The organism is Nodosilinea sp. LEGE 07298, from assembly GCF_015207265.1.
GTDB lineage: Bacteria > Cyanobacteriota > Cyanobacteriia > Phormidesmidales > Phormidesmidaceae > Nodosilinea.
On record NZ_JADEXE010000014.1, the window covers coordinates 20,385 to 46,073 of the forward strand.

Consider the following 25,689-nt stretch of genomic DNA (forward strand, 5'->3'; position numbering starts at 1 on the left):
AATCTAAAATCATTACGGTCCGACTTGAAACTCTGGATACGCCTCCATTGCGTGCTCGCCCAGGTCGAGGCCCTGAATTTCTTCGGCTTCAGAGACCCGAATGCCCACGGTGGCCCGCAGCACCAGCCAGCACAATAGGCTAAAGGTCACCGTAAACGCCCCCACGACGACGATACCCAACAACTGCACCAACAATTGTTGAATGCCACCTCCCATGAACAGCCCGGCCAGGGGACCATTCCCTTCGCCATACCACGGGTAAATACCGGGGGTGGTGCTAAACAGCCCCAGGGCAATGGTGCCCCATACGCCGCATACCAGGTGTACCGAAACGGCCCCCACCGGATCATCAATCTTTAGCCCATCCAGCAGCGTGACCGAAAACACCACAATGATGCCTGCTACTAGGCCAATCAGCGCCGCGCTACCCAGAGAAACGTAGGCACAGGACGCCGTTACGGCGACTAGCCCCGCCAGCACGCCGTTAATAATCATCGACAGATCGGGCTTGCTCAGATAAACCCAGGAGGTGACGGTGGCCGCCAGGCCACCCAGAGCAGCGGCTATGTTGGTCGTAACCACAATGTGGCTAATGGCATAGGGGTCGGCAGCCATGGTAGATCCGGGGTTAAAGCCAAACCAGCCCAGCCACAAAATGAGACAGCCTAGAGCCGAAATACTCAGGTTGTGCCCCGGCATAGCCACCGGGCGAGAGTGGAAGCGACCCCGGCGCGGCCCCAGTAAAATGGCCCCAATCAGCGCTGCCCACCCTCCGACAGAGTGCACCACCGTCGATCCGGCAAAGTCGTAAAAGCCCAAGCCAGCAAGCATGCCATTGCCCCACACCCAATGGCCGGTAATAGGGTACGACAGCCCCACCAGCAGCAGGCTAAAGATAAAGAAGGCCAGAAACTTAATCCGCTCGGCTACGGCCCCAGACACAATGGTGGCCGCCGTACCCGCAAAAGCTAGCTGAAAGAAAAATTTGGCATTGAGCGGCACTCCGGCCCAGCTGAGGGCGCTGAAGGTGCCCCGATAGTCTTCACCGATCGCAGGGCTATTGTCGGCTCCCTGCAGCAAAAAACCTGAGAAGCCAAACAGGGGGTTGCCATCACCAAACATGAGGCCAAAGCCCACTACCCAAAACGCTAGCGTCGAGAGGCCAAACACAATCAGGTTTTTGGCCAACAGGTTAACGGCGTTTTTGCTGCGGCAAAAGCCAGTTTCGAGCATGCAGAACCCAGCGTTCATAAAGAACACTAAAAACCCGGCTACCAGTACCCATACGGTATCTAGGGCTACCTGAAGGTCAGCCGTGCTAGCCGCCTGGGCCAAAGCAGCAGGGCAAAGTATCAGCAAGCTACCTAATGTCAACCAGGGCAAGTAGCGCCATCGCCCTCCAGACTTTCCCAGCGGGTGCAGGGGTTGTTTTAAAGCCATTTCCTGCTGCTGCAACATACTCAACGTGTCTCCCAATTGGCTTTCTCTAATAAGCCCATAGGTTGCCATGAATTACTGTTAGTGGCGCAAGTTTTTATACCACCGCAAGATGAGCGGCGGTGAGCGTGCAGGGTACGCCAAGGTTCTCCCCACAAAATGAGGAGGGCCGGCCTATCTAGTTACTCACTCACCTATTCTTCTTCGGGTTCGTAGGTGGAGGCGATGCTCAGATCCTTGAGCTGCGATTCATCTACAGCAGAAGGGGCCTGGGTGAGCAGACAGCGGGCCTGCTGGGTTTTGGGAAAGGCGATCGCATCTCTAATCGACTCCTCGCCCGCCATCAGCATGACGATGCGGTCGAGCCCGTAGGCAATGCCGCCGTGGGGCGGGGTGCCGTACTCAAAGGCTTCGAGCAAAAAGCCAAACTTGTTGCGGGCTTCTTGCTCAGATAGGCCAATTATTTCGAACACTTGACTCTGTACTTCAGGTTGGTAGATACGGAGGCTGCCACCGCCGATTTCGTAGCCGTTGAGCACGATGTCGTAGGCGATCGCGCGGGCGGTCTTCAGGTCGTCAATGTCCTCAGGATTGGGCGCAGTGAAGGGATGGTGCAGGGCCTCTAGCCGCTGCTCGTCGGCGTTCCACTCAAACATGGGGAAGTCGGTCACCCAAAGCAAATTCAGGCTGTCTGTGGGGATCAGGTCCATTTCTCGGGCGATCGCCTGACGCAGCCGGTCGAGGGTGGCATTGACGGTATCGGTTGGCCCCGCCCCAAACAGCAGCAGGGTGCCTTCGGTCGCCCCGGTGCGGCGCAGCAGTTCCGCCATCTGCTCCGGACCCAGGTTGTCTTTAATCGCTCCGATGGTGTCGACTGCGCTATCGGCCCGCACCCGCACGTAGGCCAAGCCTCTGGCTCCGGCATCCGCCGCAATTTTGAACAGATCGCCGCCGGGCTTGATCCGCACGTTGGAGATCTGGTCGTTGCCATTGGGGATGGGCAGCACTTTAACGATGCCGCCATCGGCTACTGCGCCAGAAAATACCTTAAAGCCGCAGTCTTTCACTAGGTCAGACACATCCACCAGCTCTAGGCCGTAGCGGGTGTCGGGCTTGTCGCTGCCGTAGCGATCCATCGCCTCAGCATAGGTCAGCCGGGGAAAGGGGCGAGGAACGTCAACGCCCTTTACGGCTTTAAAAATGTGGGCCATCAGCGCCTCGTTGAGATCCAGAATCTCGTCCTGGGTCATGAAGCTCATTTCCATGTCGAGCTGGGTGAACTCGGGCTGGCGATCGGCGCGCAGGTCTTCGTCGCGGAAGCAGCGGGCGATCTGGTAGTAGCGATCGATCCCCGAGACCATCAGTAATTGTTTAAACAGCTGGGGCGACTGGGGCAGAGCGTAAAACTCGCCGGGGTTGACCCGTGAGGGCACCAGATAATCGCGCGCGCCCTCGGGGGTCGAGCGAGTGAGAATGGGGGTTTCGACTTCGTAGAAGCCCTCTTGATCTTCTAAAAAGCGGCGAATGGCTTTGGTGACCTCGTGGCGAATGCGCATGTTCTGGGCCATGCGATCGCGCCGCAGATCTAAATACCGATAGCGCAACCGCAGGTCTTCCCGCACCATCTCGGAGTCGGCGGTGGATACCTGAAAGGGCAGAGGCTTTCGCACCGCGTTGAGCAGTTCAATGGTATCGGCGTAGATTTCTACTTCCCCAGTCGGCAGCTTAGGATTGACGGAGCCCTCCTGGCGTTGGCTGACTCGGCCCTCAATTTTGACGACGTACTCGTTGCGCAGCTGTTCGGCCTGAGGATAGGATGCCGGGGTGCGCTCGGGGTCGCTGACAATTTGGACAACACCAGTGCGATCGCGCAGATCAATGAAAATAACGCCCCCATGGTCGCGGCGGCGATCGACCCAGCCGAACAGGGTAACGGTGCTGCCAATGTCGCTGGCCTGCAAGGTGCCGCAGTAGTGGGTGCGCATAGTGAACTTAGCTTATTTTTCAAAACCTTCCCATTATCTAGGATAGTGGCTGAGCTTGAAAGCAAATTTTTTGAGCAACTTGCACTGGCCTTTAAGTCAGCGTTCCCTGAATAAAATTGGAGGTCTTACCGCTAGGGGATGCCAATATGCAGGGTCCCCAAGCGGGAAAGGGAATGCTGGCCTACAGTCAAATAGAGGCTTTGAAATTCGACAACGGCAGGTTTGAGGATATAGCTATGGTTTGGGTGCGGTGCGGGCAACAGTGGATGGCTGATATAGACGCGATCGTCTTTGATAAAGATGGCACCCTGGCCAACTCCCATCAACTGCTGCACCGCACAGCTCTGGCGCGGGCAGAAGCCTGTGCAACAGCGGTAGGGGCCGGAGATGAGATAGTGCAGGCCCTGCTGACTTGCTTTGGGGTTTCCCCCCAGGGCATCGACCCCGATGGACTGATGGCAGCGGGCACGCGCGAGGCCAATCGACAGGGGGCCATAACGGTGCTGGTGCAAGCCGGTTATCCCCAAGAAAAAGTGACAGCGCTGGTAGCCGACTGCTTTGCGGCAGTGAATGCAGCTCGCAACGGCAAAGCGGCCTACACGCCACCCTTTGAGGGCACGGCAGCCATGCTGGAGCGGCTGCACCAGAGCCCTTTGAAATTAGGAGTGCTGTCGTCCGATAGTCCGGCTTATGTAGAAGAATTCTTGCGCTACTACGACCTCATGCCCTGGGTAGATGAGTGGCAGGGGACAAGGCCACAGGATCCGCCTAAGCCCGATCCCACGCTGCTGCTAGAGGTTTGCGATCGCCTCCAGGTCTCAGTAGCGCACACCTTAGTTATCGGCGACAGCTGGGCCGATTTAGCTCTGGCAGAACAGGCCAACGCGGCAGGATTTATTTCGGTATCAGAACCCTGGGGGCGATCGCCCGTCCCCGGCGCTACCCGAATTTTGAGTCAGTGGGATGATTTAGTCGTGGTGGATTCCGCTCAGCCTGGATTATCAAGCCCGTGCGATACCCTGAAATAGTGCAGTGGTAGTGCAGCGGGGGCCAACCAATGGTGTCATGGGTACTTAAAGAATGGCAGGTGGCCGTTACCGCCCTGCTGCAAGGCGAAACCATTTTGCTGCTGCGCAAGGGCGGCATTCGAGAGGCCAAGGGGCAGTTTTCGCTGGCGGCGCGGCAGGTGCTGCTGCTGCCCACCGTAGAACATCAAAAAGCCGCTCTGCTGAAGGATGAGTTTCAAGAGTTGGCCCAGGAAGACGGCATACCCGACGCGGATCCGGTGCGATTTGACGGCTGGGCTACTATTACCCACGCTCTACCCCTTACCGCAGAGACAGATTTAGCGCCGCTGCTGCCCTACCTGGTGTGGAATCAGCAGTTTGTGGCCGAACGGTTGAGTTGGCAGCCCGATCGCCCCCTGTACGCTCTGCTGCTGCGGGCCTATCGATTTCAGAATGCTCTGATGCTGCCTCGCCATAGGGGCTACAGCGGCTGTCGATCGTGGGTGGAAATTGGCGAATCGGTGCCGGTGGAGAATAGCACCACTGCCCTTGCTGAAGCCGATTACACCGACCAAGTCAACGCCATTTTGGCCGCGCTTCCCTCTGTTATCCGCTAACTACAAGAGCCTAAAGACTTGAGCTCATCGCTTGCGCTCGATCGCCAGGCAAAGGCTTCCTTGCTTCGCTAATCTTTGGGGCTTTCTTTGGTTCTACTACTACCATCTAACCAAGGTCATAGATGGCTTTATCGCAATCTGCAACGTCTTGTTGTGAGCCCATATCTTGGTACAGCGCCTTTGCGGCTTCATAAGATTGGCGGGCGTCCCATTTCTTATCAACTCTGTCCAGGGTACTGCCAAGATTAAAAAGAGAATTGGCTTCACCGTGACGATCGCTGATTTCCCGCGCAATCGCTAACTGCTGCTGGTGATAATCAATAGCCTGCTGGTATTGACCCAGCGAATCGTACGCACAGCCTAAATTGCCCAGGGAATTGGCCTCGCCAAGGCGATCGCCGATCTCCCGCGCGATCGCTAAGGTCTGCTGGTGGTACTCAACGGCCTGGGGGTATTGCCCCAGAAAATAGTACGCAATGCCCAAGCCACCCAGGGAATTAGCCTCGCATTGGCGATCGCTGATCTCCCGCGCGATCGCTAAGGTCTGCTGAAGGTACTCAATAGCCTGGGGGTACTGGCCCAGCGAATAGTACGCAATGCCCAAGCCACCCAGGGAATTAGCCTTGCCTTGGCGATCGCCGATCTCCCGCGCGATCGCTAACTGCTGCTGATAGTATTCAATGGCCTGGGGGTATTGGCCCAGCAAACGGTACGCATTGCCCAAATTGCCCAGGGAAGCGGCCTCGCCTTGGCGATCGCCGATCCCCCGCGCGATCGCTAAGGTCTGCTGGTGGTACTCAATGGCTTGGGGGTACTGCCCTAAAGCCTGGCAGGCAAGGCCCAGTCGGTTCAGTGCTTCTTCTTCACCTTGTCGATCGCCCAATTCCCGATACTTGCCCAAGGCCTGCTGATAATAGTCCACTGCCTGAAACGGTCGCCCGCACTCCCTGAGCGCATCTCCTAAATTGCGAAGCGATCGCGCCTCCCCGGCGGGGTCACTTTTGGCTTTAGCTAGGGTCAGCGCTTTTTCGTAGAGTTCTAGCGCTTGTTTGTAGTCGTACTGGCTTGCATAGGCTTCACCCAGGTTGTTGTAGAGCGTGATCAGCAGCGGCGACTCTGGTGACGTCTGCTCTAGCTGGGTGATTTGCTGTTGCAGGTCGTCTGTCGCTACCGGGCTTTGTTCCCGTTCTTCCGTCATTTCGCGGCTGGGCATTAGCACCATTTCACCCCGCTCCGGCATCCGCGCCTCGGCCACAAACTCAAACACGCCGCCGCGCCAGCTCCAAAAATCGGGGGCTTGCTGGGCCATGCGAGTCGCTACCGCATCCGGCAGCCACAGCACAATCGGAAAGGCAAAATTTCGCAGCGCCTCCCGCGTCCACTGCAACGAAAAGAAAAACTTCTCCTGCTCAGATTTTTCGTCGCTCAGGCGCACCCCCAGCAGCTCGCCCGCGTTCAGCACCGTTACCACGGCTGGTTCCCTGTTTTGTAGGGCGGGGGTTTGGGCCACCAAGACTTCTAGGGTGGCGCGCAGGCTGGGGCGCTTGGGGTCGAGGCGGGCGCGCAGGGGGGCAATGCCCTGGGCTTTTAGGTAGGCTTCATAGGCGGTGATTAGCTGGTCTTGCAGGTTGCGATCATCCGTAATGGCCACCAGCAAATCGAGCTGCTGGCTGTTGAGGGTCAGCGTCAGCAGCAGCTTGCGGTACTCGCGATCGTTTAGAGGTGATAGGTCGGCGGGGGGCATGAAGGTCTGCCGGTGGGAGAGCAGATCCCAGGGTTCTTAAAGAACCTTGGGATCTTAGTCTGAGGGAATCAGATCAAGTTCTTGCGTTTCAATAAGTCGATCACCAGGGGGTGCAAGTCGTACCAGAGATCATCGTTCTCATATTCCAGCACATATAACCCATGAAGGAGTTCTAAAAACTTAGGATCGCCCGCATCGGGTGGCGTAAACGACTGATAGGTTTGCCGCAGCAGGTCGTAGAGGTTGTTGCCTAGAGGGCGAGCATACTGCTTGCGGAGTTCTCTCACGGCTGCCGCCAAAATCTCACCGTTAATTTTGACGTTGAGATTTTCGGGTTCTAGCTCAAATCGCAACATACATTCGCGGCAGCATTCTTGTCCTAGGCGTACCAATTCTCTTAACACGCCGCCACTGAGCAGTACCATTTGCCGCAGCACATCAGGTTCGATCAAATCAGGATCAATGCGCCTTTTGAGAATGCTTTCTAGCCGAGCCACATTAGCTTCTATGGGTTGGGCGTCGGGCTGGTGAGAAGCCTCGCGAGTAAAAAACTTGGTTACCGAGAGCAGCAAAATGGAGCTTTGGGTTTCTAGAATTTCGACTAATTCTGGCTCTCGCACTACCGCAATGGGAATGGTAAACAGAATACGAATTCGGGGAGAAAAAAGCGCGTTGATGTTGTCGCGAAAGATAGGTTCTACGACACCTAGATCAAGCTTGTCTAGGTCGTCGATGATAACCAGCACTTCTTTGCCCGTGGCGATCTGAATGGCAGTGGCAATTTGGTCAATATGCTCGGCTAAGTCAGATACCCGGCGCTCGTAGGTTTCTTTGATCTCTTCGCGAAACGAGTCTTCTTTTTGCAGCTTGGCCGTAAACAGCTTGAAGAAATCGCCTCCTAGCCCCATTTCTTGCTTAAGCTGGTCGGTGTAGGTGACCGACTTGGTCTGAGTAAACCAGCTCTTGAGATTTTCCTGAATGTTGGCGGGAATGGGTACTTCGTTTTTAATCGCCCGTCGCAACAGCCGCAGCGCGATCGCATAGAGAATGTTGATGTGGTTCACGTCCGACATCTCAACCATATTGGCGATGGAGAAAAATTCCACAAACAGTCCCCGCTTGCGCACCTCCAGGGCCAGTTCGTTGAGCAGGGTGGTTTTGCCGCAGCCCCGGTGGCCGGTAAAGATCAGCTTGCCGTTGGCTTCGCTGGCGACGATGGCGCTGCGCAGTCGGGCCAGGGTTTCTGGGCTGTGGGTAATGCGAAACCGCTCGATATCCTCGGACTTCAGCAGTGGAAACAGATTCAGTTTGCGGTAGGTGTCGATATACCGCTGATAGAGGTCGTTCACCGCGCCAGCCTCGTAGAGAACCTAGCTCATCATACCGAAGACGCAGGCGGAATCATGGCCTCTAGCGCGGTTTGTAGGTCGGCCGTGAGCTGGGCGACAGCCTGCTTGCGGTTGGCTTTGTAGGCGGGCCAGCGATCGCTGACCGAGATCGGCTCCCCGACCGTTAGCACCGCTCGCTGGGGTCCTAACTTGGGCCTGGGGAAGGGGTTTTTGCCCTGAATTAAGCACACCGTATCGCGCAAAATCATGACCGTTTCGGCAAAGCGCTCGGCGGAGGGGCGCTGCTTAACGTACTGCCCGGTGACGGCGACAAAGCTTTCCACCAGGCGCATGTGCCACATCCGTAGGCAGGCTTCCTCGGCCTCGCGATCGGCCAGACCTCGCTCTACCGGCGACAGTGACCGATCGCCCCCAACATCCTGGCGGAAGATGCGCTCCCACCCCGCCTGTTCGATGCGGCGACAGCGATCGATGGTGCTGCCCTTGGCGGGGAGCTTAAAGTACGTTTCGGCGACCTGTAGAGCGGCATTCATTAGGGCTTCGAGGCGATCGCCTAGGGCATTGGTCGGCAACACCACATCGGGACTGGGGTTAGGCTGAGCCAGGGCAGTACCGTAGATACGGTTGTAGTAGCCCTCCATTAGCGTCAGCAGGTGTTCGCCCAGGGTATAAAGCCGCTGGTAGCGGTGCTTCATTGCGTCGTCGCCAGTGTCCCCCAGCGCATAGGCGGTGGTAGGTGTAGCTAACCCGTTTTCCTGCTCCAGGCGATCGAGCCAGCGATCGAGTTCTTTCCAGGGCGGGGTGATATAGCAGTAGGCAATACCCAGAGGCGCGATCGCTACCCGTTCGGTCCTGTCCTGGTTGTGCATATCTTCTACACACCAAAACCCCATCTGGGCCACCCCTGGCTCCAGGGGGCTAACAATTTCGGTGTGCCCATTATTACCGCCCTCAGGTGCGGCAGCGAGGGGAAATTGACCGTTGGCCAACAGGTTGCGGGCCGACCTCAGCCCCTGGCGATCGACCTTACCCCGCTGAATGGGTGTGCCTCCCAGACGGCTGTAGATCCATCCGACCCAGTCGCCTGCCCAGAGGGGAATGCCGCGATCGTAGATGAAGTGGCTGTGAACCGGGCGCTTTAAATCAATCCCTAGCTGGCTGGCTCGCTGGGGCACTGCATACCACAGCAAATGGGCCAAACAATAGGAATCGAGCGGGCTGGGATGGCGGAAGGCCAGTAAAAACCGAGTTTCCTGGGCATTGAATGCTTGCAGCAGATGCACTAGCCCATCGGCATTGACGACATCGACCTGCTGAATCTGCTCGCGCCAGCGTCTCCAGTAGGGCAGCCCCAGACGTACCAGAGCCAACACTCGCAAATTTAGCGCGGGGGGAATGAAGTCCAGGGGTGGCTGGGCTTGGGTGGAGGGGTTGACCACGGGTTCATTCCAGGGGCAAGAACACCCCGATGATATAGCAGAGTAGCCCTAAACTCCTTAGCTTCTGGCGGGTGATTAAAGCTCCTCCGTAAATTTGCGGATAAATCATAAAGCTTTTATAAGCAACCTTACCCCCAGGATTGTGCAACCTGGGCAAACCCAGTTTAATGGCAGGAGCCAAACCCGACCGGGCCAGGCGCTTGAGAAAATCGTCGCGTGTTACGTACACATTCCCTAAGGAGTTTCTATAACGCCCTGGGCCAAGTGCCTAGAGCGCAGGTGCATAGACCAGGTACAGCATCCATTACGACCACCACAGAGAATGGGCTAAGGCCCAAGCTGCTGGGCTGGGTGAGTACCTTTTCTAGAGACGTAGTTAGTGGTAGATGACGGTTCGCTATGGTTTCCTCACAGTTTTTTTCTGCTAACGCAGGGCAGCAGTCCCCTGGTATCGCCCCTATCAACCCTGGTAGTAGCAACCCAGCGGCTTCTCCTCCCTGGATTTTAGACACCCTCTTTCGCAACCTGAGCTATGACTTAGAGCAGGTTGCCGATGTCATCGACCCCATTCTGACGGCCCAAAACCACTGCTACCGCACTGACTGGTACGTTCAGGGTATTGTGGCCGAAGAACGCGCCTTTCTAAGCACCAATATCAATTCCGATCGCGCTATTCAGGTCACCCTCTGTGGTACCCGCTGGCTATTGGGCCAGGGCAGTCGCTGCACGGTGGCCATGCCCCAGCCTGGTATTGCCGACTGCCATGCGGCTCTCAATTTTGACCCGCTGCAGGGCTTCTTTATTACCGATCTGGGTACCAGCGGCGGCACCTGGGTGAATGGTCGTCGACTGACTCCGACCCAGCGCCATTACCTGCAAGATGGCGATCTGGTTAAGCTAGGTAGCCTGCGGTTTGAGTTTTTGCAGCAGTGCTGCGACCAGCCTGTATGGCATGACGACTAGCCGCGCTGGTAGCGCATTCCCGGCAGCTGCGTTACCAGACCCAGGAGTTCTAGCTGTACCAGGGTAGCCAGTACCTCGCCCGTAGGCTGAGCGACTTTTTGTACCAACTGATCGAGAGTCGTGGGTTCGGCGGTGATGGCTGCCAGCACCTGAGCCATCGCTGGTGACAACGATGGCTCAGGTGTGCTACGGGTTGTGCGATCGCGCCCGTCGTCTGCATCATTTGGGCTGAGCGCGGCTGGGTTAAGCTGCGGCAGGTCACCCAGGGCTGTAATTAGCGTCGTATCGCTCAAGATCATCTGGGCACCCTGGTTAATCAGCTCCAGGCAGCCGTAGCTGTTGAGGTTGTCGAGCGACCCAGGCAGCGCAAATACGTCGCGGCCATAGTCATTCGCGAGCTGCGCCGTAATCAACGCCCCCGACCGGGCTGGCGCTTCGGTGACGACCACCGCTCGGCTAAGCCCGGCAATAATGCGGTTGCGGCGAGGAAAATGCGATCGCTCAGGGGGGGTGCCGTTGGGGTGCTCACTGAGCAACAGTCCGTGGCGGGCAATGCGATCGTGCAGATCATGATTAATCGAGGGATATACCTGGTCAACCCCCGTCCCCAACACTGCGATAGTGAGCCCATTGCCGTCTAGAGTCTGCTGGTGAGCATAGCGATCGACCCCCTTCGCCAACCCCGAGACCACAATGACATTGTGGGTCACCAGCTGCTGGATCAGGCGACGAGTCCACCGCTGACCGTAGTCGGATGGGTTGCGCGTGCCCACGACTCCTACCGAGGGCATGAGTTGCAGGGCACTGGCTAACTCCAGCCGACCTCGATAGAAGAGGATTGGCGGCGGGTCGACAATTTCGTAGAGCAGCGTTGGGTACTCAGCATCAGCGGGGGTCCAAAAATTAGCGTGCTGCTGCTCATAGCTCGCCAGCAACTCTACAGGCGAGACTGTCTGGCGGTACTCCAGCAGGCTGGTTCCTAGCCCCAGGCCAATACCTTCGACTTCCAGCAGCTCGGCCCCGCTGGCGCGCCAGGCAGTGGCCATGGTGCCAAAATGGCTGCATAGACGTTTCAACAAAATCGGACCCAGGCCCTTAGCCTGGGCCCAGGCCAGCCAATACGCTCGTTCTGCCATGCCGGGCGGTGAAGAATTGCTACGGCTCAGTATGCCCGTCCACCGCCTGAGTGCTGCTATCGACGCGCCCGAGGTACACGCTGGCTGCGGCCGCGCCTAAAAAAGTTGCCCAGGGGTAACCGCTTGGGGTTGAGCTGGCGCAAAGAAACCGGCAATTCTAGGGTGGTGGTGGGTTCGCCGCCTGGGGTGATCCACCAAGCCTGAATGGTACCCCCCGCAAACCCAGCGATGGCTCCAAGTAAAATACTCGGCACCACCTCGTAACCTAGCAGCAAAAACAAAAATAAAAAGGCCAGCCAAATTTTCAACGCTGGTGGAATGATCTTATCGGCCACCGATTTGTCCTCTCTGAAGCGCTAGTGAGGCAAGGCAGATCGCCTATGCCCCTACTATAGCGACTAAATTATAGTGGCTAACTGCTGAGGCACAGCCTGGGTAGTGTCGATCGCCTGCACCAGCGGCTGCTCGCTCTCAGTAAAGGGCTCCATGTGCTGGCGCTGAAGCACGGCCACGGTGGCATCGGCAATGTCGCCTGCGCGATCGCGTACCCGCTGTTCCAGCACCGCTGCCGGAGCCGTGCAGTGCAGAATGGCCAAGGGTAATGCTGCTGCTTGGACCCGCTCGATTGCGTCCTGTCGCAGGCTAGCGCGATCGTACTTAGCATCGAGAATCACCGGATACCCCGCTTGGGCCAGGGCAATACCCAAAATAAGGAGGCGATCGTAGGTTTTCTCGCTCATGGCGGGCGTGTAGAGGCTATCGTCGCCCCGCTGGTCTAAGGGCACGCCCGCCATGTGTTTACGCACCGCATCGCTGCGCAGGTGAAGGGCATTGATTTGACTGGCCAACAGCTGGGCGGTAGTTGACTTACCCGATCCTGATAGACCCGCCATGAGATATATCCGGCCGTTCCGGGGCTGACACACTGACCAGGCCAGGCGGTAGTAGCCTGCCGCCGTCTCAGAGGCCTGACGTTTGGTATCCTCATCCACCGATGGATCGCCCAGCAAAAACGAGGTTACCTTGGCCCGCACGTAGGCCTGGCGGCTAATGTACAGGGGCAAAAGCTGCACCCCTTCCCAGTCGCCCGTGCGCTCCACGTAGTGATTTAGAAACACGGTGGCCAAACCAGCGCAGTCCTTAGAGAGCAAATCCATCACCACAAAGCCCACGTCGTACATTACATCGACGTAGCGAAAGGGCTCATTGAACTCAATGCAGTCGAACAAGTAGATCTGATCGCGCCAGCGGCACAGATTATTGAGGTGTAGATCGCCGTGGCAGGCGCGAATCCAGTTTTGGGCTACCCGTCGCTCAAACAAATCCTGGTGGGCCGCAAAGAAACTATCCGTGTAGGCTTTAGTTTCATCGAACTGGATCTGGGTCTGGGGACCACCGATAAAGCCTTCGGTTTGAGCATAGTTTTCGTCAAAGGCCTGGCGAATTTGCTCTACCGCGCCAAAGCTACGAATGTGGTCGCTGGTTTCGGCCCCCAGGTGAAAGTCGGCCACCGCCACCGCTAGCTCCTTGATCAGGGCTTCGGTGAGCTCGCCGCGATCGTACAAGGCACTGAGCAGCGTGTCTTGGGGAAACTGCACCATCTTGACGGCGTACTCCACAATCGTGCCGCTGCCAATCTGATAAGTATCGTCAGTCTGCCCCAGGGGTACTACCTCCAGGTACAGCGCTCCGGCCCCTCGCTGGTTCAGCCGCAGTTCTTCGTGGCAAAAGTGGTGCCGCTTTTCCAGGGTAGAGTAGTCTAAAAAGCCAAAGTTCATCGGCTTTTTCACCTTGTAGGCGTAGTCGCCGGTCAGCAGCACGTAAGATACGTGGGTTTGCAGCAGGCGAATTGGCTCAGCTACCGGGTGGGGATAAAACTCCGGTTGACACATCTGCTGAATGAGACCAGGAAGCGCGGAAGCGGCCATTATCTACCTGCCAAAAACTGCTTAACACTATAAAGGGCCAGGAATACCATTCCCAGCCCCTACGCTTATACCTGTACCGTTACCAATACAACCTTACTCCCTTCAGGATGACGCGTCCTGAAGCGATGACTATTCTGCCGCTAGGGTCTGGGTTGCAATGGGCACAGATTCTTCACCACCCTCGCTCTCAGCCTTGCGGCCCTGGAGCACGGTAGCAACGGTTTGAGTCTGGTCGCCAGCCACCATAGCGCCTTCGGGCAGCACCAGATCGGCTACGGTTAGCGAATCGCCCACACCCAGGCCAGACACATCAACATTAATCACTTCAGGAATGTCGATCGCCTTGCACTTGACGGTGACTTCGTTGACTTCAGTGTTGAGCACACCGCCGTCGTTTTGAACGCCAGTAGGCTCACCCACGAAGTTGAGGGCAACACCCACTTCCACCATATCCTGAGCTTTAACTGCAAAGAAGCTGAGGTGGTACAGCGAATTTTTCCAGGGGTGAGCCTGCACTTCCCGCAGCAGCGCCTTGCCATTCCAGGGCATATCAGGAATTTTCAGGTCAATCATGGTGTTGTTGACCGCAGCTTTGCGCAGCAGCATATCAGCTGCGTGTCCATCGACAGTTAGCGACACCGACTCAGTGCCCTCGTGACCGTAGAGTACGGCGGGCAGCAGCCCCTGACGACGCAAGGCATTGGGTTTGGCCTTAGGGTCGCGTGGTTTACACTCAATAGCTAGTTCCATGGAAAATCCCCCCGTTGATAACAGATAAAAAACAAACGTTGCCCAACCTCTAGGCTACCTGAGACTCACCATTCTCGTAGAGCAGCGCCCGCTTTGGCCCATGAATGGGGTCTTCTACGATGATGGTCTGATCGCGGCTAGCCCCCAGCGACACGATCGCAATCGGCACCTCCATCAGCTCGGCCAAAAACTTGAGGTAGTCTAGGGCGGCTTTGGGCAGATCGCTCAGCGACCTACAGTGGTCAGTGGGCTGTTTCCAGCCGGGCATGGTTTTGTAGATCGGCTTACAGCGGCTGAAGGCATCGGCACCGGCCGGTAGCTCTTCGCAGCGCTCACCGTCTAGCTCGTAGGCCACGCACACCTCGATTTCGTCCACATCGTCAAGCACGTCGAGCTTGGTGATGGCGAGACAGTCGAGACCGTTGATGCGGACGGCATAGCGGCCAATCACGGCGTCAAACCAGCCGCAGCGGCGACGACGGCCCGTGGTGGTGCCAAACTCTGCGCCGCGATCGCAGAGCAGTTCCCCCACCCCACAGGTCAGCTCAGTGGGGAAGGGGCCTTCGCCCACCCGAGTGGTGTAGGCTTTGGCCACGCCGATCACGCGATCGATCACTGTGGGGCCAATGCCGGTGCCAATGCAGGCCCCACCGGCCACTGGGTTAGAGGAGGTAACGTAGGGGTAGGTGCCGTGGTCGAGGTCGAGCAGAGTACCCTGGGCACCCTCAAACAGCACGTTTTTGCGATCGCGAATCGCCTGGTAAACGTGCAGCGAGCTGTCGATAATATGGGGCCGCAGCCGCTCAGCATACTCAATATATTCGTCTACTACCGCTGCCGGATCGAGGGGCTCAAGGTCGTAAAGCTTTTCGAGAATGGCGTTTTTGTACTGAACGGTCCACTCCAGCTGCTTGCGCAGGCGAGCATAGTCCATTAAGTCGATGATGCGAATGCCGATGCGCTCTGACTTATCGGCGTAGGTGGGGCCGATGCCGCGCTTAGTGGTGCCAATTTTGTGGTTGCCCCGGCGCTCCTCTGCCGCCTGATCGATCAGGCGATGGTAAGGCATGGTGACGTGGGCCGCGTTGGAAATGAAGAGTTTTTTAGACGAAATCCCCAGCTCATCGAGCTTATCGAGTTCGCCAATCAGCGCTTTGGGGTCGATGACGGTGCCGCTGCCAATTACGCATTCAGTATCGGGGTAGAGAATGCCAGAGGGAATCAGGTGCAGCTTAAATGTCTGACCTTTAACGACGACGGTGTGCCCTGCATTAACTCCGCCCTGGTAGCGCACAACTACGTCTGCCGAACGACTCAGCAAATCAGTAATTTTGCCCTTACCTTCGTCGCCCCACTGGGCCCCAATTACTACAACGTTTGCCAAGGGAATTCAGCTTCTAAAGTTCACACAAATTCCCATTATCACTAGGTAAACGTCATTGTGTCAACTCAAAATTTTGCAGCCCGGCAGAACAAATTCTCGCTAAAGCCCAAATCCTTAGCAAATTAAATGTATTTAACCTTATACCCAATTAGTAAAATATGCGATAGAACAGGTGAATACCCAATTTACATTTCTTTAGATTTCCTTCAAGTTCGCGATGGCCACAGGTTAACCCCCTATTGGTGCCCTCGGGGGCGGTCAAAAAGAGCGATCGCGGATCCTAGTCCATCTATCAACCCTAACTAAGGCGGAGGTTACTGTGAGCCTATATGCTGAACTACACCGCCACCTGGGCGGTTCAGTGGTGCCGAGAGTGCTGTGGCGTTATTTTGAGCGCAACCGCCCCGATCTCTCGGGCCAGTTTGTCGATTACCCTGCGTTTGAGCAATTTTATACCCGCCCCCGCAACACCCTGGCGGAGTACCTAGAGCTTCATACCTTGGTAGAGAGTGTGCAAACCCATGAAGCACTGCCCTACTTTATCTATCGCCTGATTCGCGGGGCGTATATCTTTGAAAACCTGGCTTACTTGGAGCTGCGCTATACCCCTTACCTGCGCACGCCCGAACATCTGGCTCAGAACCAGCGGATTGAAGCGATGGCTAACATTGTAGAGATTGTGGGTCAGGCTAGTCACCAGCCCGAGTACCCGATTGTGACCAAGCAAATTCTCTGTATGCACTCGCGGCTGCCCTACGAGGTGAATCGGGCCATTGTCGAGCTGGCGGGCCAGTATCCCGAGTACGTGTGCGCCGTGGATGTGGCTGGTGGTGATGCTAACTACGGCGATCGCATTGATGAATTTACTCAGCTCTACCAGCGTGCTCAAGACCTGGGCCTCAAGACTACTGGCCACCTCTACGAAACCGTAGATGGCAATCACCCGCAGCTGTTGCCTTACCTGATGCGTATTGGTCACGGCATTCAAATTCCTCTGCGGCACCCTGAGCTGCTCAGTGAGGTAGCGGCGCGCGGCCAGTGCCTGGAGGTGTGCCCTACCACTTATCTCAAAACCGGCACCCTAGACGAAATTCACCAGCTCAAGGTCGTCTTCGATCGCTGCTTTGAGGCCGGGGTCGACATCGCCATTTGCACCGACAACGCCGGGCTGCACAATGTGCGGCTGCCCTTCGAGTACGAAAGCCTGCTTACCCACGATGTCATTGGCTTTGAGGAACTACAGGCCTGCCAGGAAGCCGCTTTTCGCCATGCCTTTGCCTGGCCGCACAGTCTGCCCCCCGCCACCTTGCTGACGGATATACTGCAACTGCCAAGTCAGGCCCATCCTGTAGATAGCGAAGGGATGTTAGCGCTGTCTTAGGCCAAAAGGTGACTGGGGCCAGACCGTAAAGTCTGCCCTTACACCGTAGACCCTGGGTTTTGGATAGAAACACCGTCTGTCATCATGCTGTGAACTGGCTGTTATCTGAGGGATGGCTAGGTTGTCTTAAACTAAAGGTATCCAGAGCGTTTACTGGAACGTTAATGGCGGAATCGTTGAGATAGGGCAACTTGGGTATGCCACCTCGACTTCTATCTACGGCTAGCCAGGTGGAGGCTGTATTTACGGCCCCGCCGCTGTTGTCTACCCGCGACTTTTGCTGGCACGGCACCTACGTAGACTGCCGTTGGGAACCACCTGGGGAAATCCAGGAGGAAGTATCTACGCCCTGGCACAGCATCGTGCTGTTTACTCAGTTTCCCGAGCCCGAGTCCGTTGTGGCAGAGCGTGCGATCGATGGACACCTTAAGGTGGAGCGGGTGCATCCGGGGGATATTTTGGTGCTGCCCGCTGGGGTGGGGCAGCGATCGCGCTGGAATGCCCCCGGCGAGTTTATGAGCCTGGTCTTTGAGCCTGACGCCCTGGGGCGCTCGCTCGACGAAGCTGCCGATAGCACTACCTTTGAGCTAATTCCTCACTTTGCCACCCAAGATCTGTTGGTTTTGCAGCTGGGTCTGGCCCTCAGACGGGTGCTTCAGAACGGGGGCGATCGCATCTATGCTGAATCGCTCACCACCACCCTGGCCGTGCATTTGCTACAAACCTACGCTACTCGCAAACCCGCCCTCAAAACCTACACTAATGGGCTCGCTCGCCCTCAGCTACAGCAGGTGGTGGACTATATTCACAGTCACCTAGATGCCGATTTGAGCCTGGCGACCCTGGCGAAGCTGGGGGGCATGAGCGCTCACTACTTTGCACAACTCTTCAAGCAGGCCACTGGAGTTGCCCCTCACCAATACGTGATTCGCTGCCGGGTCGAACAGGCCAAGATGCTGCTGGGGCAGCCTGATCTCGCCATTGCCGACATTGCCTATAGGGTAGGCTTTGCCCATCAGAGCCACCTGAATCGTCACTTTAAGCGGCTGTTGGGTACTACGCCAGGTCAATGGCGGCAGGACAGAGGCTAGTCTGCTTTAGTTCTATATGCAACCGGCACCGCTGTCTCACCACGAAGTTGTCCCTGCGCTGGATCGGCGATCGGAGGTTTGTGCAAACGAGCAGAAGAACTTGCAAGACAGAGCGCGATCGTCTTCGCGATACTAAAACCATGCGCTCTGACTGGAGAAACGCCCATGGTGCAGCTTGAAACTCGAACCGAGCCGATGGTGATTAACTTTGGCCCTCACCATCCCTCCATGCACGGCTGTTTTCGGATTATGGTCACCCTTGACGGCGAAGATGTGATCGACTGTGAACCCGTAATCGGCTACCTGCACCGAGGCATGGAGAAAATTGCCGAAAGCCGCACTTCCACCATGTTCATTCCCTACACCAGTCGGTGGGACTACTACGGTGGCTTGTTCAACGAGGCCGTCACCGTCAACGCGGTAGAAAAATTGGCGGATATTGAGGTGCCTAAGCGGGCCAGCTATATTCGCGTGATTTTGCTGGAGCTGACCCGCCTGGTCAACCACCTGCTGTGGGTTGGCCCCTTTGTAATGGATATGGGGGCGCAGACGCTGTTTTTCTATTCGCTGCGCGATCGCGAACCCATTCTCGATCTATTTGAGGCGGTGAGCGGCTACCGTATGGTCAACCACAACTACTTTCGCGTGGGCGGAGTGGCTGCCGATTTGCCCTACGGTTGGACCGAGAAATGCCAGGATTTTGTCGATTACCTAGCCCCTAAGCTCGATGAGTACGAGCGCCTAGTCACCGACAACCCGGTGTTTCGCCGCCGCTGTGAGGGCCTAGGCGTTGTTACCCGCGATCAGGCAATTAGCTGGGGCTGCTCTGGCCCCATGCTGCGGGCATCTGGTGTGCAGTGGGATCTGCGCAAGGTTGACCACTACGAATGCTACGACGATTTTGACTGGCAGGTGGCTTGGCGACCCGAGGGTGACTGCCTGGCCCGCTATCGAGTCCGCCTAGACGAAATGCGCCAGTCGCTCAAGGTTATTCAGCAGGCTCTCGATGGGCTGCCGGGTGGCTCCTGGGAAACTCTCGAAGCCAAGCGTCTGGCCGAAGGGCCAAAGTCGCCCTGGGACGGGTTTGATTACCAGTTCATCGCCAAAAAAATTGCCCCCACCTTCAAGATTCCTGCCGGGGAGCACTACGTGCGGGTCGAGTCGGGGCGGGGCGAACTGGGCATTTTTCTGATCGGCAACGAGAGCCCAATGCCGTGGCGGTGGAAGATTCGCCCTGCTGACTTCAACAACTTGCAGGTGCTGCCCTACCTGCTCAAGGGCCAAAAGGTGGCAGATATTTTCGTTATTCTCGGCAGCATTGACGTGGTCATGGGGTCGGTGGATCGATAAAGCGCTAGTGCCATGGTCAGCCCTCGGGCTAGCGCACAACACTGCTGCTAGCGTAGGAATGCGCCATAACCCTATCAATTTGGCTTAGCGCCATCCCCGAACGGTCGATGGCTGGGCATACAGCAAACAGGGTTCAGACATCTCTGCCTAAACCCTGTTTGCTGTTTAGCTAGACTTAATCGCTAGGATCAAGTCTAGGATTTAGAGGTTTAGTAGCCACCGCGAGAGAAGCTGTCGCCGCCGCCTCTGCGACCGCCGCCACCGCCAAAGTTACCACCGCCGCCACCGCGATCTTCGCGGGGCTTGGCTTTATTGACTTTGAGGTCGCGGCCCATCCACTCTGCACCGTCTAGGGCTTCAATGGCAGCGGCTTCTTCAGAATCAGCAGCCATTTCCACAAAAGCAAACCCGCGCATGCGCCCGGTTTCGCGATCGGTGGGAAGCTGAACCCGCTTAACAGACCCATACTCTGCGAATACAGAGGTTAGATCTTCAGCGGTAGCGTCATAGGACAGGTTGCCTACGTAAATTGACATGGTTGGTCTCCAAAAGTTAAAGGACGTGTAGAGCAAAATTTTGGAGAGAAGTCTGTCAATGGAAAAACGGAAAAACGCGTTAGTACTAAAAACAAATACTGCTAACCAATCTCTATATCTCTTGAGACACCGTAGCATGTTTGAAATGAGGATGGTGCGTTGGGGTGTGAAGTCACTAAAAAAACGGGTTCAAAATTATCCAACTCGCCCAAAACCATCTCCTGTAGGCAACTGTATAGCTAGAGCCGCTGTGTAAAGATTTGTGTCTGGAGCGTGGTGCTGGTGCTGGGGCATCGCCGTGGGAGAATGAACCTTTAATTGAGACTTAATGTATGCCTGCTGCCTATATTGAAAACGAAACCGAGTTTGACGCGCTGCTAAGTGCAGAATCCTTGTTTGTGGTCGACTGTACGGCGGCCTGGTGTGGCCCCTGTAAATTGGTTGCGCCTTTAATTGATCGGCTTGCCGATGAGTACGGCGATCGCGTCAAAGTTCTCAAGCTAGATCTAGACGCTAATCAAGCCGTAGCCAAGCGGTACGGCATTCGCAGTATTCCCGCCGTGATGTTCTTTCAGCAGGGCGACGTGGCAGAAACCCTGGTTGGTGCCAAGAAGTATGACGAGTACAGCGAAACCCTGAGTAAGTATTTGGGCTAGCCCCACTTATTCATCCACAGGTCTTGAGATATAGGTCGGAGTGAGCGGCTGTTTACCCCGACCGAAAGCTCCTGCCAGAGACCTTTGATCGCTGGGCGATCGCTACGAGCAGTCGAGCAACGACAAGTAGCCCTGGCAGCGGTGTTCAAACAGCTGGTGGGTAAGGGTAATAACTGGGCTAATGTCGAGCGTGAGGGCCGTCGTGGGTAGGGCTAAACGCCTACTCATGATGGGGCTATCTCAACGGCCCAAAGATCTAGGCAGAACGCCCACACCCCCGTAGACTGAGGACAACCGATTGATCCAACAGCAGAGCGGGCGATATGGAAATTCTTTTTGTGGCAGCGGAGGCAGCGCCCCTGGCCAAGGTCGGCGGCATGGGCGATGTAGTAGGTTCACTGCCTAAGGTGCTGCGCAAGATGGGGCATGATGTGCGCATCTTTATGCCCTACTACGGCTTTTTGCCCGACAAGGTCGATACCCCGATCCCAGCAGAGCCCGTGTGGCAGGGGACCGCCATGTTCAACGACTTTGCGGTGTACGAGACCACCCTGCCCGACTCTGACGTACCGGTGTACCTATTTGGCCACCCCGCCTTTGACCCCCGCAAGGTCTACGGCGGCGACGACGAGGCCTGGCGGTTTACCTTTTTTGCCAACGGCGCGGCGGAGTTTGCCTGGAACTACTGGAAGCCCCAGATCATGCACTGTCACGACTGGCACACCGGCATGATCCCGGTGTGGATGAATCAGTCGCCTGACATTAAAACAGTATTTACCATTCACAACCTGGCCTACCAGGGGCCGTGGCGGTGGGAGCTAGAGCGCATTACCTGGTGCCCGTGGTACATGCAGGGGCACAACACGATGGCGGCGGCGGTGCAGTTTGCCGATCGCGTCAATACGGTGTCGCCCACCTACGCTGAGCAGATCAAGACCCCTGACTACGGCGAAGAGCTGGAGGGGCTGCTGTCGTTTATTAGTGGCAAGCTGGGCGGCATTCTCAACGGCATTGATGTCGAGTCTTACGACCCGGCCACCGATCGGTACATCAGCAAAACGTTTACTCCCGACAGCTTAGAAAATCGACGCATCAACAAGGTAGCGATTCAGGAAGAACTCGGGCTAGAGGTGAATTCAAAGGCCTTTTTGGTCGGGCTGGTAGGCCGTCTGGTCGAGCAGAAGGGGCTAGATCTGATTCTGCAAATTTTGGATCGGTTTCTCTCGTACACCGACGCGCAGTTTATTTTGCTGGGTACGGGCGATCGCTACTACGAAACCCAGCTTTGGCAGATGGCGAGCCGCTACCGGGGCCGAATGGCCACCTACCTGCTCTATAGCGAGGGGCTGGGTCGCCGCATCTACGCCGGGGCCGACGCATTTTTGATGCCGTCGCGGTTTGAACCCTGCGGTATCAGCCAGATGATCGCCATGCGCTACGGCTGTATTCCGGTGGTGCGGCGCACAGGTGGCCTAGTAGATACGGTGCAGCACCATGACCCCGAGCACCACGCTGGCACGGGCTACTGCTTTGACCGCTACGAGCCGCTCGATCTGTTCACCTGCCTAATTCGCGCCTGGGAGGGCTATCGCTTTAAGGATGCCTGGCGGGCACTGCAGCAGCGGGCCATGGAGCAAGATTTTAGCTGGGACAAATCGGCGGTTGATTACGTCAAGCTCTATAGCGAAATGCTGGGGCTCGACTACCAAGAGCAGCTGGCTACAGCCAAGCCCACTCTAGCGACAGAATCCTCCACCCCAGGTGCCGCTGCGACAGAATCCTCAGTAGCCGGGCCAGTGGCTCAAGCTACCGCCACGCTTGACTCGTCCCTGCCTCAGTCCTCAACGCCCAAATAGTTTGAAGATTAAGGTCATTGCTTGAAAAGAACGTTTCCGCACTGGGCAAACGAGTGTGTAGCCTCTAGCCTTGCTGCGCTAACACCCTGTGATACTGAACCCGCCTTGGCTAGCCCTGGTTATACCAAATCCGAGTTCAAAACCCTCGGATCAAAGCAGGTATGCCGTAGGGGCAAACGGTTGTTTGCCCTTAACCAATCGAGGGTAGACAACTAGGATTTGCCCTGACAACAAGCTGATTCAGCTGGGATACGCTTGGGTAAAAACTACTTCAGAAAATTACCTCAGAGATAGGAGGAAGACGAGAGAGATAAGACAGTGCTGTCAGTTACTGTTGTCTGTCATTTATGAGCTATTCGTGGTGAGGGAATGTGGCACATTAGTAGTTCCTGTTACGCGAGGCAGCTATGAGCGAGGGTAACGGTTCGGCAGCGGGACATGTGGCTCCTTTGGGGAAGCCCTTTGACAAGACAGACGCCCCTAAGCGTCGCCACATTGTGCTCACATCTCACCCCAGTCGGTCGGGCCTGAAGGGTGCTCCAGTGTTATGGGGAAATGGCGATCCCCTCCAGCGGGGGGCGATCGTGGCCACGGTAACTGATCCCAGCCACCGCAACGCCATTGGCACCCACTCGGGTTCCTACGCGGTGTATCGTGCCCTGGCAGTGGCCAGCGGCGTGCTCCAGGCCGACCATCGGCCTGACTTTACCAATACCTCGCCAACGATCGCGATCGGCCCCCACCCCAGCTGGGCTGATCCTGAGAAAATTGTCTCTTTGGATCCGTTTGGGGCATTAGTAGGAGATGTGTATGAGTCTCTGCTGGCTGAAGGCATTGATATTCGCCCCACGATCGCCGTTACCCGCGCCCACATTCAAATGCCAGAGCTGCTAGAGGCCGTGCGCCAGGGTCGGATTAAAGAAGATGGTGCGATCGTCAAACCCGGCGGCGACCTGGTAGTTACGAAGGCTGCTGTAGAGCCAGTGTGGTATTTGCCGGGGGTGGCTCAGCGCCTGGGGGTGAGCGAAGACGACCTGCGCTATGCCCTGTTTGAGCAGACCGGCGGCATGTTCCCTGAGCTGGTGACTCGGTTTGATGTGAAGGTGTTTTTGCCCCCGATTGGTGGCATTACGGTGTACATCGTGGGGGATCTGGCCGCCGTTACCGACCCCGATCGCCCGCTAGCGGTGCGCGTCCACGACGAGTGCAACGGCTCTGACGTTTTTGGATCCGATATTTGCACCTGTCGCCCCTACCTGGTGCAAGGTTTGGAAGAATGTATCGCCACGGCTCAGCAGGGTGGGGCTGGCGTTATTGTCTACTTCCGCAAGGAGGGTCGGGCGCTGGGAGAAGTGACCAAGTTTTTGGTATACAACGCCCGCAAGCGCCAGGAGGGGGGCGATCGCGCCGACGCCTACTTTGCCCGCACTGAGTGTGTCGCTGGCGTGCAGGACGTGCGCTTTCAGGAGCTGATGCCCGATGTGCTGCACTGGCTGGGCATTACCCGCATCGATCGGTTTGTGTCGATGAGCGATATGAAGTACAACGCCATTGTGCGATCGGGAATTGAGATTGTGGAGCGGGTGCCGATCCCCGACGACTTGGTGCCGCCCGATGCGCGGGTGGAGATCGAGGCGAAGAAGGCGGCGGGCTACTACACCGATACAGTAGCTCCTAGCCAGGAGGATTTGGCCCAAGTGCAGGGGCGGGGTTTGGAGTAGGGATGGTGTCTTTAGGCGGAGATGGGGTGGTGGGCGGTGCCCGCCCTACGGAGTTTGTGGCTTACCTGCAAAGTCCGCAGGCGATTCGCGATCGCAGCCGCGCCCTTTTTGCTTTGGCCGAGCAGGATCAGCTCCAGCACTTTCGCTACTATCCCGAAGCTTTGCCTGCCGCTGCCGATTATGTCCTGGCGGTGATGCGGCAGCAGTACCCCAATGGCGATGTGCCGTTTCACTCCCGCTGGCGGCACTTTGAGGTGGGGGGGCGATCGCGCTTAGACTTGATGGAGCCAGCGCTGTCAACCTTGGATCCGCTGGAGCAGGCGCGGCTGAAGGTAGATTTGGCCATTACCAGCGTGCTGCTAGATGCGGGGGCGGGGAGTCAGTGGCGGTACGTGGAACCGGAAACGGAGCTGGAGTTTGCCAGATCGGAAGGGTTGGCGATCGCCAGCTTCCACGCCTTTACGTCCGGCCTATTTTCCAGTCAACCCAATCAGCCCTGGCAGGCGGATGCGATCGGTCTCACCCGGCTCACCCCAGAACAGCTCGGGCACGCTTTTCAGATCAGTAACGACAATCCTCTATTGGGCCTTGAAGGACGGGTGGCGCTGCTGCAAAAGCTGGGCCAAGCCCTACAACAGAAGCCTTTATTGTTTGGGACAAATTATCCTAGACCAGGGAATTTAGTGAATTACTGGTTACAACAGGCTCCTGATCGTCAGCTGTCAGCAGTGACAATTTTGCAAACTATCCTCCAGGGCCTCGGCCCCATCTGGCCAGGGCGAGTGGAGCTGGCAGGCACCAACCTGGGCGATGTGTGGCCTCATACCCAACTGCCTGAAACCAGCCCCGGCAGCAGCCTAATCCCCTTCCACAAGCTCTCCCAGTGGCTGACCTACTCGCTGTTGGAACCCCTACAAGACCTGGGCCTCACTATTACCGATCTCGACCAGCTCACTGGTTTGGCCGAATACCGCAACGGCGGCCTGTTCATAGACTGCGGCGTGCTGAGACTGAAGGATCCGGCGGCCGTTGCGATCGCCCATCCCCCTAGCTCCCCTTTGATTGTTGAATGGCGTGCCCTCACCCTGTGTTTGTTGGATGACCTCGCGGCAGAGATTCGCCAAAGCTTGGGCATGAATGCCGAAACCCTGCCTCTCGTGAAGATTCTCCAGGGCGGCACCTGGACGGCGGGCCGTCAGATCGCCGCCGAGAAACGAGCAGGTGGCGGCCCACCGATTCAGCTGGCTAGCGATGGCACCGTGTTTTAGACCGGTGAGGAGATCAGAAACTCTGGCAGCATCCAGGAACCTTTGAATACCTAAAAACCGTTGGATTTCCCCTTCCCATTCATCTTTACTC

22 protein-coding genes are annotated in these 25,689 nt (G+C 56.8%); 10 read left to right on the forward strand and 12 right to left on the reverse strand.

Features of this window, described 5'->3' with window-relative positions; translation table 11 throughout:
- Window positions 1-12 precede the first annotated feature (12 nt).
- Window positions 13-1,440 (reverse strand): ammonium transporter, encoded by a 1,428-nt coding sequence (locus IQ273_RS03580; protein ID WP_228052275.1) that lies wholly within the window; start codon window positions 1,438-1,440, stop codon window positions 13-15.
- 191 nt (window positions 1,441-1,631) lie between these two features.
- Window positions 1,632-3,422, reverse strand: coding sequence for an aspartate--tRNA ligase (aspS, locus tag IQ273_RS03585; protein ID WP_194021806.1), 1,791 nt, complete (start codon window positions 3,420-3,422; stop codon window positions 1,632-1,634).
- 146 nt (window positions 3,423-3,568) lie between these two features.
- Here aspS and IQ273_RS03590 point away from each other — a divergent pair, with 146 nt between their 5' ends.
- On the forward strand, window positions 3,569-4,450 hold the full coding sequence (locus IQ273_RS03590) for an HAD family hydrolase (protein ID WP_194021807.1): 882 nt from the start codon (window positions 3,569-3,571) through the stop codon (window positions 4,448-4,450).
- A gap of 29 nt (window positions 4,451-4,479) precedes the next feature.
- Entirely contained in the window at window positions 4,480-5,046 is a 567-nt protein-coding gene (locus IQ273_RS03595; RefSeq protein WP_194021808.1) for a DUF1802 family protein, read from the forward strand.
- Between the two features lie 106 nt (window positions 5,047-5,152).
- On the opposite strand, the gene IQ273_RS03600 is transcribed toward IQ273_RS03595, so the two are convergent.
- The 3 genes from IQ273_RS03600 to IQ273_RS03610 form a co-directional block, all read right to left on the reverse strand.
- Window positions 5,153-6,790 (reverse strand): tetratricopeptide repeat protein, encoded by a 1,638-nt coding sequence (locus tag IQ273_RS03600; RefSeq protein WP_228052276.1) that lies wholly within the window; start codon window positions 6,788-6,790, stop codon window positions 5,153-5,155.
- Window positions 6,791-6,858: 68 nt separating this feature from the next.
- Window positions 6,859-8,139: an ATP-binding protein gene (locus IQ273_RS03605; RefSeq protein ID WP_194021809.1), complete on the reverse strand. Its 1,281-nt coding sequence runs from the start codon at window positions 8,137-8,139 to the stop codon at window positions 6,859-6,861.
- Window positions 8,140-8,168: 29 nt separating this feature from the next.
- Entirely contained in the window at window positions 8,169-9,578 is a 1,410-nt protein-coding gene (locus tag IQ273_RS03610; protein ID WP_194021810.1) for a 1-acyl-sn-glycerol-3-phosphate acyltransferase, read from the reverse strand.
- Between the two features lie 399 nt (window positions 9,579-9,977).
- Here IQ273_RS03610 and IQ273_RS03615 point away from each other — a divergent pair, with 399 nt between their 5' ends.
- Window positions 9,978-10,541: an FHA domain-containing protein gene (locus IQ273_RS03615; protein WP_194021811.1), complete on the forward strand. Its 564-nt coding sequence runs from the start codon at window positions 9,978-9,980 to the stop codon at window positions 10,539-10,541.
- On the opposite strand, the gene dprA is transcribed toward IQ273_RS03615, so the two are convergent.
- The 5 genes from dprA to IQ273_RS03640 all read right to left on the reverse strand — a co-directional run bounded on the left by dprA (window position 10,538) and on the right by IQ273_RS03640 (window position 15,739).
- Window positions 10,538-11,587: a DNA-processing protein DprA gene (gene dprA, locus IQ273_RS03620; RefSeq protein WP_313898013.1), complete on the reverse strand. Its 1,050-nt coding sequence runs from the start codon at window positions 11,585-11,587 to the stop codon at window positions 10,538-10,540. The genes IQ273_RS03615 and dprA overlap by 4 nt on opposite strands.
- A 146-nt stretch (window positions 11,588-11,733) precedes the next feature.
- Complete coding sequence (locus IQ273_RS03625; protein ID WP_194021813.1) at window positions 11,734-12,012, reverse strand: hypothetical protein; 279 nt, start codon at window positions 12,010-12,012, stop codon at window positions 11,734-11,736.
- 63 nt (window positions 12,013-12,075) lie between these two features.
- Window positions 12,076-13,605, reverse strand: a complete 1,530-nt coding sequence (locus IQ273_RS03630) for a bifunctional aminoglycoside phosphotransferase/ATP-binding protein (protein ID WP_194021814.1) — start codon at window positions 13,603-13,605, stop codon at window positions 12,076-12,078.
- A 129-nt stretch (window positions 13,606-13,734) separates the two neighbouring features.
- Entirely contained in the window at window positions 13,735-14,355 is a 621-nt protein-coding gene (locus IQ273_RS03635; RefSeq protein WP_194021815.1) for a 50S ribosomal protein L25/general stress protein Ctc, read from the reverse strand.
- A gap of 49 nt (window positions 14,356-14,404) precedes the next feature.
- Window positions 14,405-15,739, reverse strand: coding sequence for an adenylosuccinate synthase (locus IQ273_RS03640; protein ID WP_194021816.1), 1,335 nt, complete (start codon window positions 15,737-15,739; stop codon window positions 14,405-14,407).
- A 319-nt stretch (window positions 15,740-16,058) separates the two neighbouring features.
- On the opposite strand from IQ273_RS03640, the gene IQ273_RS03645 reads away from it, so the two are divergent.
- The 3 genes from IQ273_RS03645 to IQ273_RS03655 all read left to right on the forward strand — a co-directional run bounded on the left by IQ273_RS03645 (window position 16,059) and on the right by IQ273_RS03655 (window position 19,561).
- Entirely contained in the window at window positions 16,059-17,120 is a 1,062-nt protein-coding gene (locus IQ273_RS03645; protein ID WP_194021817.1) for an adenosine deaminase, read from the forward strand.
- Between the two features lie 197 nt (window positions 17,121-17,317).
- Entirely contained in the window at window positions 17,318-18,211 is an 894-nt protein-coding gene (locus tag IQ273_RS03650) for an AraC family transcriptional regulator (protein WP_194021818.1), read from the forward strand.
- A gap of 165 nt (window positions 18,212-18,376) precedes the next feature.
- A complete protein-coding gene (locus tag IQ273_RS03655; RefSeq protein WP_194021819.1) occupies window positions 18,377-19,561 on the forward strand; it encodes an NAD(P)H-quinone oxidoreductase subunit H in 1,185 nt (394 codons plus the stop codon).
- Between the two features lie 209 nt (window positions 19,562-19,770).
- On the opposite strand, the gene IQ273_RS03660 is transcribed toward IQ273_RS03655, so the two are convergent.
- Window positions 19,771-20,097, reverse strand: a complete 327-nt coding sequence (locus tag IQ273_RS03660) for an RNA-binding protein (protein ID WP_194021820.1) — start codon at window positions 20,095-20,097, stop codon at window positions 19,771-19,773.
- Between the two features lie 332 nt (window positions 20,098-20,429).
- On the opposite strand from IQ273_RS03660, the gene trxA reads away from it, so the two are divergent.
- A complete protein-coding gene (gene trxA / locus IQ273_RS03665) occupies window positions 20,430-20,753 on the forward strand; it encodes a thioredoxin (RefSeq protein WP_194021821.1) in 324 nt (107 codons plus the stop codon).
- Window positions 20,754-20,855: 102 nt separating this feature from the next.
- Here the strand turns inward: trxA and IQ273_RS34295 are convergent, their stop codons facing one another.
- Window positions 20,856-20,981, reverse strand: coding sequence for a hypothetical protein (locus tag IQ273_RS34295; protein ID WP_255534359.1), 126 nt, complete (start codon window positions 20,979-20,981; stop codon window positions 20,856-20,858).
- 95 nt (window positions 20,982-21,076) lie between these two features.
- Between IQ273_RS34295 and glgA the strand changes: the two genes are divergently transcribed.
- The 3 genes from glgA to IQ273_RS03680 all read left to right on the forward strand — a co-directional run bounded on the left by glgA (window position 21,077) and on the right by IQ273_RS03680 (window position 25,598).
- Complete coding sequence (gene glgA, locus IQ273_RS03670) at window positions 21,077-22,609, forward strand: glycogen synthase GlgA (RefSeq protein ID WP_228052277.1); 1,533 nt, start codon at window positions 21,077-21,079, stop codon at window positions 22,607-22,609.
- A 407-nt stretch (window positions 22,610-23,016) separates the two neighbouring features.
- Window positions 23,017-24,330 (forward strand): GTP cyclohydrolase II, encoded by a 1,314-nt coding sequence (locus IQ273_RS03675; protein WP_228052278.1) that lies wholly within the window; start codon window positions 23,017-23,019, stop codon window positions 24,328-24,330.
- 2 nt (window positions 24,331-24,332) lie between these two features.
- Window positions 24,333-25,598, forward strand: a complete 1,266-nt coding sequence (locus IQ273_RS03680) for a URC4/urg3 family protein (protein ID WP_194021822.1) — start codon at window positions 24,333-24,335, stop codon at window positions 25,596-25,598.
- The last annotated feature ends 91 nt before the right edge of the window (window positions 25,599-25,689 follow it).

What these genes read in the sequence shown, in the direction of transcription:
- IQ273_RS03580 (WP_228052275.1), bottom strand. Translation starts at nt 1,440, where the DNA reads ATGGCTTTAAAACAACCCCTGCACCCGCTGGGAAAGTCTGGAGGGCGA.
- aspS (WP_194021806.1), bottom strand. Translation starts at nt 3,422, where the DNA reads ATGCGCACCCACTACTGCGGCACCTTGCAGGCCAGCGACATTGGCAGC.
- IQ273_RS03590 (WP_194021807.1), top strand. Translation starts at nt 3,569, where the DNA reads ATGCAGGGTCCCCAAGCGGGAAAGGGAATGCTGGCCTACAGTCAAATA.
- IQ273_RS03595 (WP_194021808.1), top strand. Translation starts at nt 4,480, where the DNA reads ATGGTGTCATGGGTACTTAAAGAATGGCAGGTGGCCGTTACCGCCCTG.
- IQ273_RS03600 (WP_228052276.1), bottom strand. Translation starts at nt 6,790, where the DNA reads ATGCCCCCCGCCGACCTATCACCTCTAAACGATCGCGAGTACCGCAAG.
- IQ273_RS03615 (WP_194021811.1), top strand. Translation starts at nt 9,978, where the DNA reads ATGGTTTCCTCACAGTTTTTTTCTGCTAACGCAGGGCAGCAGTCCCCT.
- dprA (WP_313898013.1), bottom strand. Translation starts at nt 11,587, where the DNA reads ATGGCCACTGCCTGGCGCGCCAGCGGGGCCGAGCTGCTGGAAGTCGAA.
- IQ273_RS03630 (WP_194021814.1), bottom strand. Translation starts at nt 13,605, where the DNA reads ATGGCCGCTTCCGCGCTTCCTGGTCTCATTCAGCAGATGTGTCAACCG.
- IQ273_RS03635 (WP_194021815.1), bottom strand. Translation starts at nt 14,355, where the DNA reads ATGGAACTAGCTATTGAGTGTAAACCACGCGACCCTAAGGCCAAACCC.
- IQ273_RS03650 (WP_194021818.1), top strand. Translation starts at nt 17,318, where the DNA reads ATGCCACCTCGACTTCTATCTACGGCTAGCCAGGTGGAGGCTGTATTT.
- IQ273_RS03655 (WP_194021819.1), top strand. Translation starts at nt 18,377, where the DNA reads ATGGTGCAGCTTGAAACTCGAACCGAGCCGATGGTGATTAACTTTGGC.
- IQ273_RS03660 (WP_194021820.1), bottom strand. Translation starts at nt 20,097, where the DNA reads ATGTCAATTTACGTAGGCAACCTGTCCTATGACGCTACCGCTGAAGAT.
- trxA (WP_194021821.1), top strand. Translation starts at nt 20,430, where the DNA reads ATGCCTGCTGCCTATATTGAAAACGAAACCGAGTTTGACGCGCTGCTA.
- IQ273_RS34295 (WP_255534359.1), bottom strand. Translation starts at nt 20,981, where the DNA reads ATGAGTAGGCGTTTAGCCCTACCCACGACGGCCCTCACGCTCGACATT.
- glgA (WP_228052277.1), top strand. Translation starts at nt 21,077, where the DNA reads ATGGAAATTCTTTTTGTGGCAGCGGAGGCAGCGCCCCTGGCCAAGGTC.
- IQ273_RS03675 (WP_228052278.1), top strand. Translation starts at nt 23,017, where the DNA reads ATGAGCGAGGGTAACGGTTCGGCAGCGGGACATGTGGCTCCTTTGGGG.
- IQ273_RS03680 (WP_194021822.1), top strand. Translation starts at nt 24,333, where the DNA reads ATGGTGTCTTTAGGCGGAGATGGGGTGGTGGGCGGTGCCCGCCCTACG.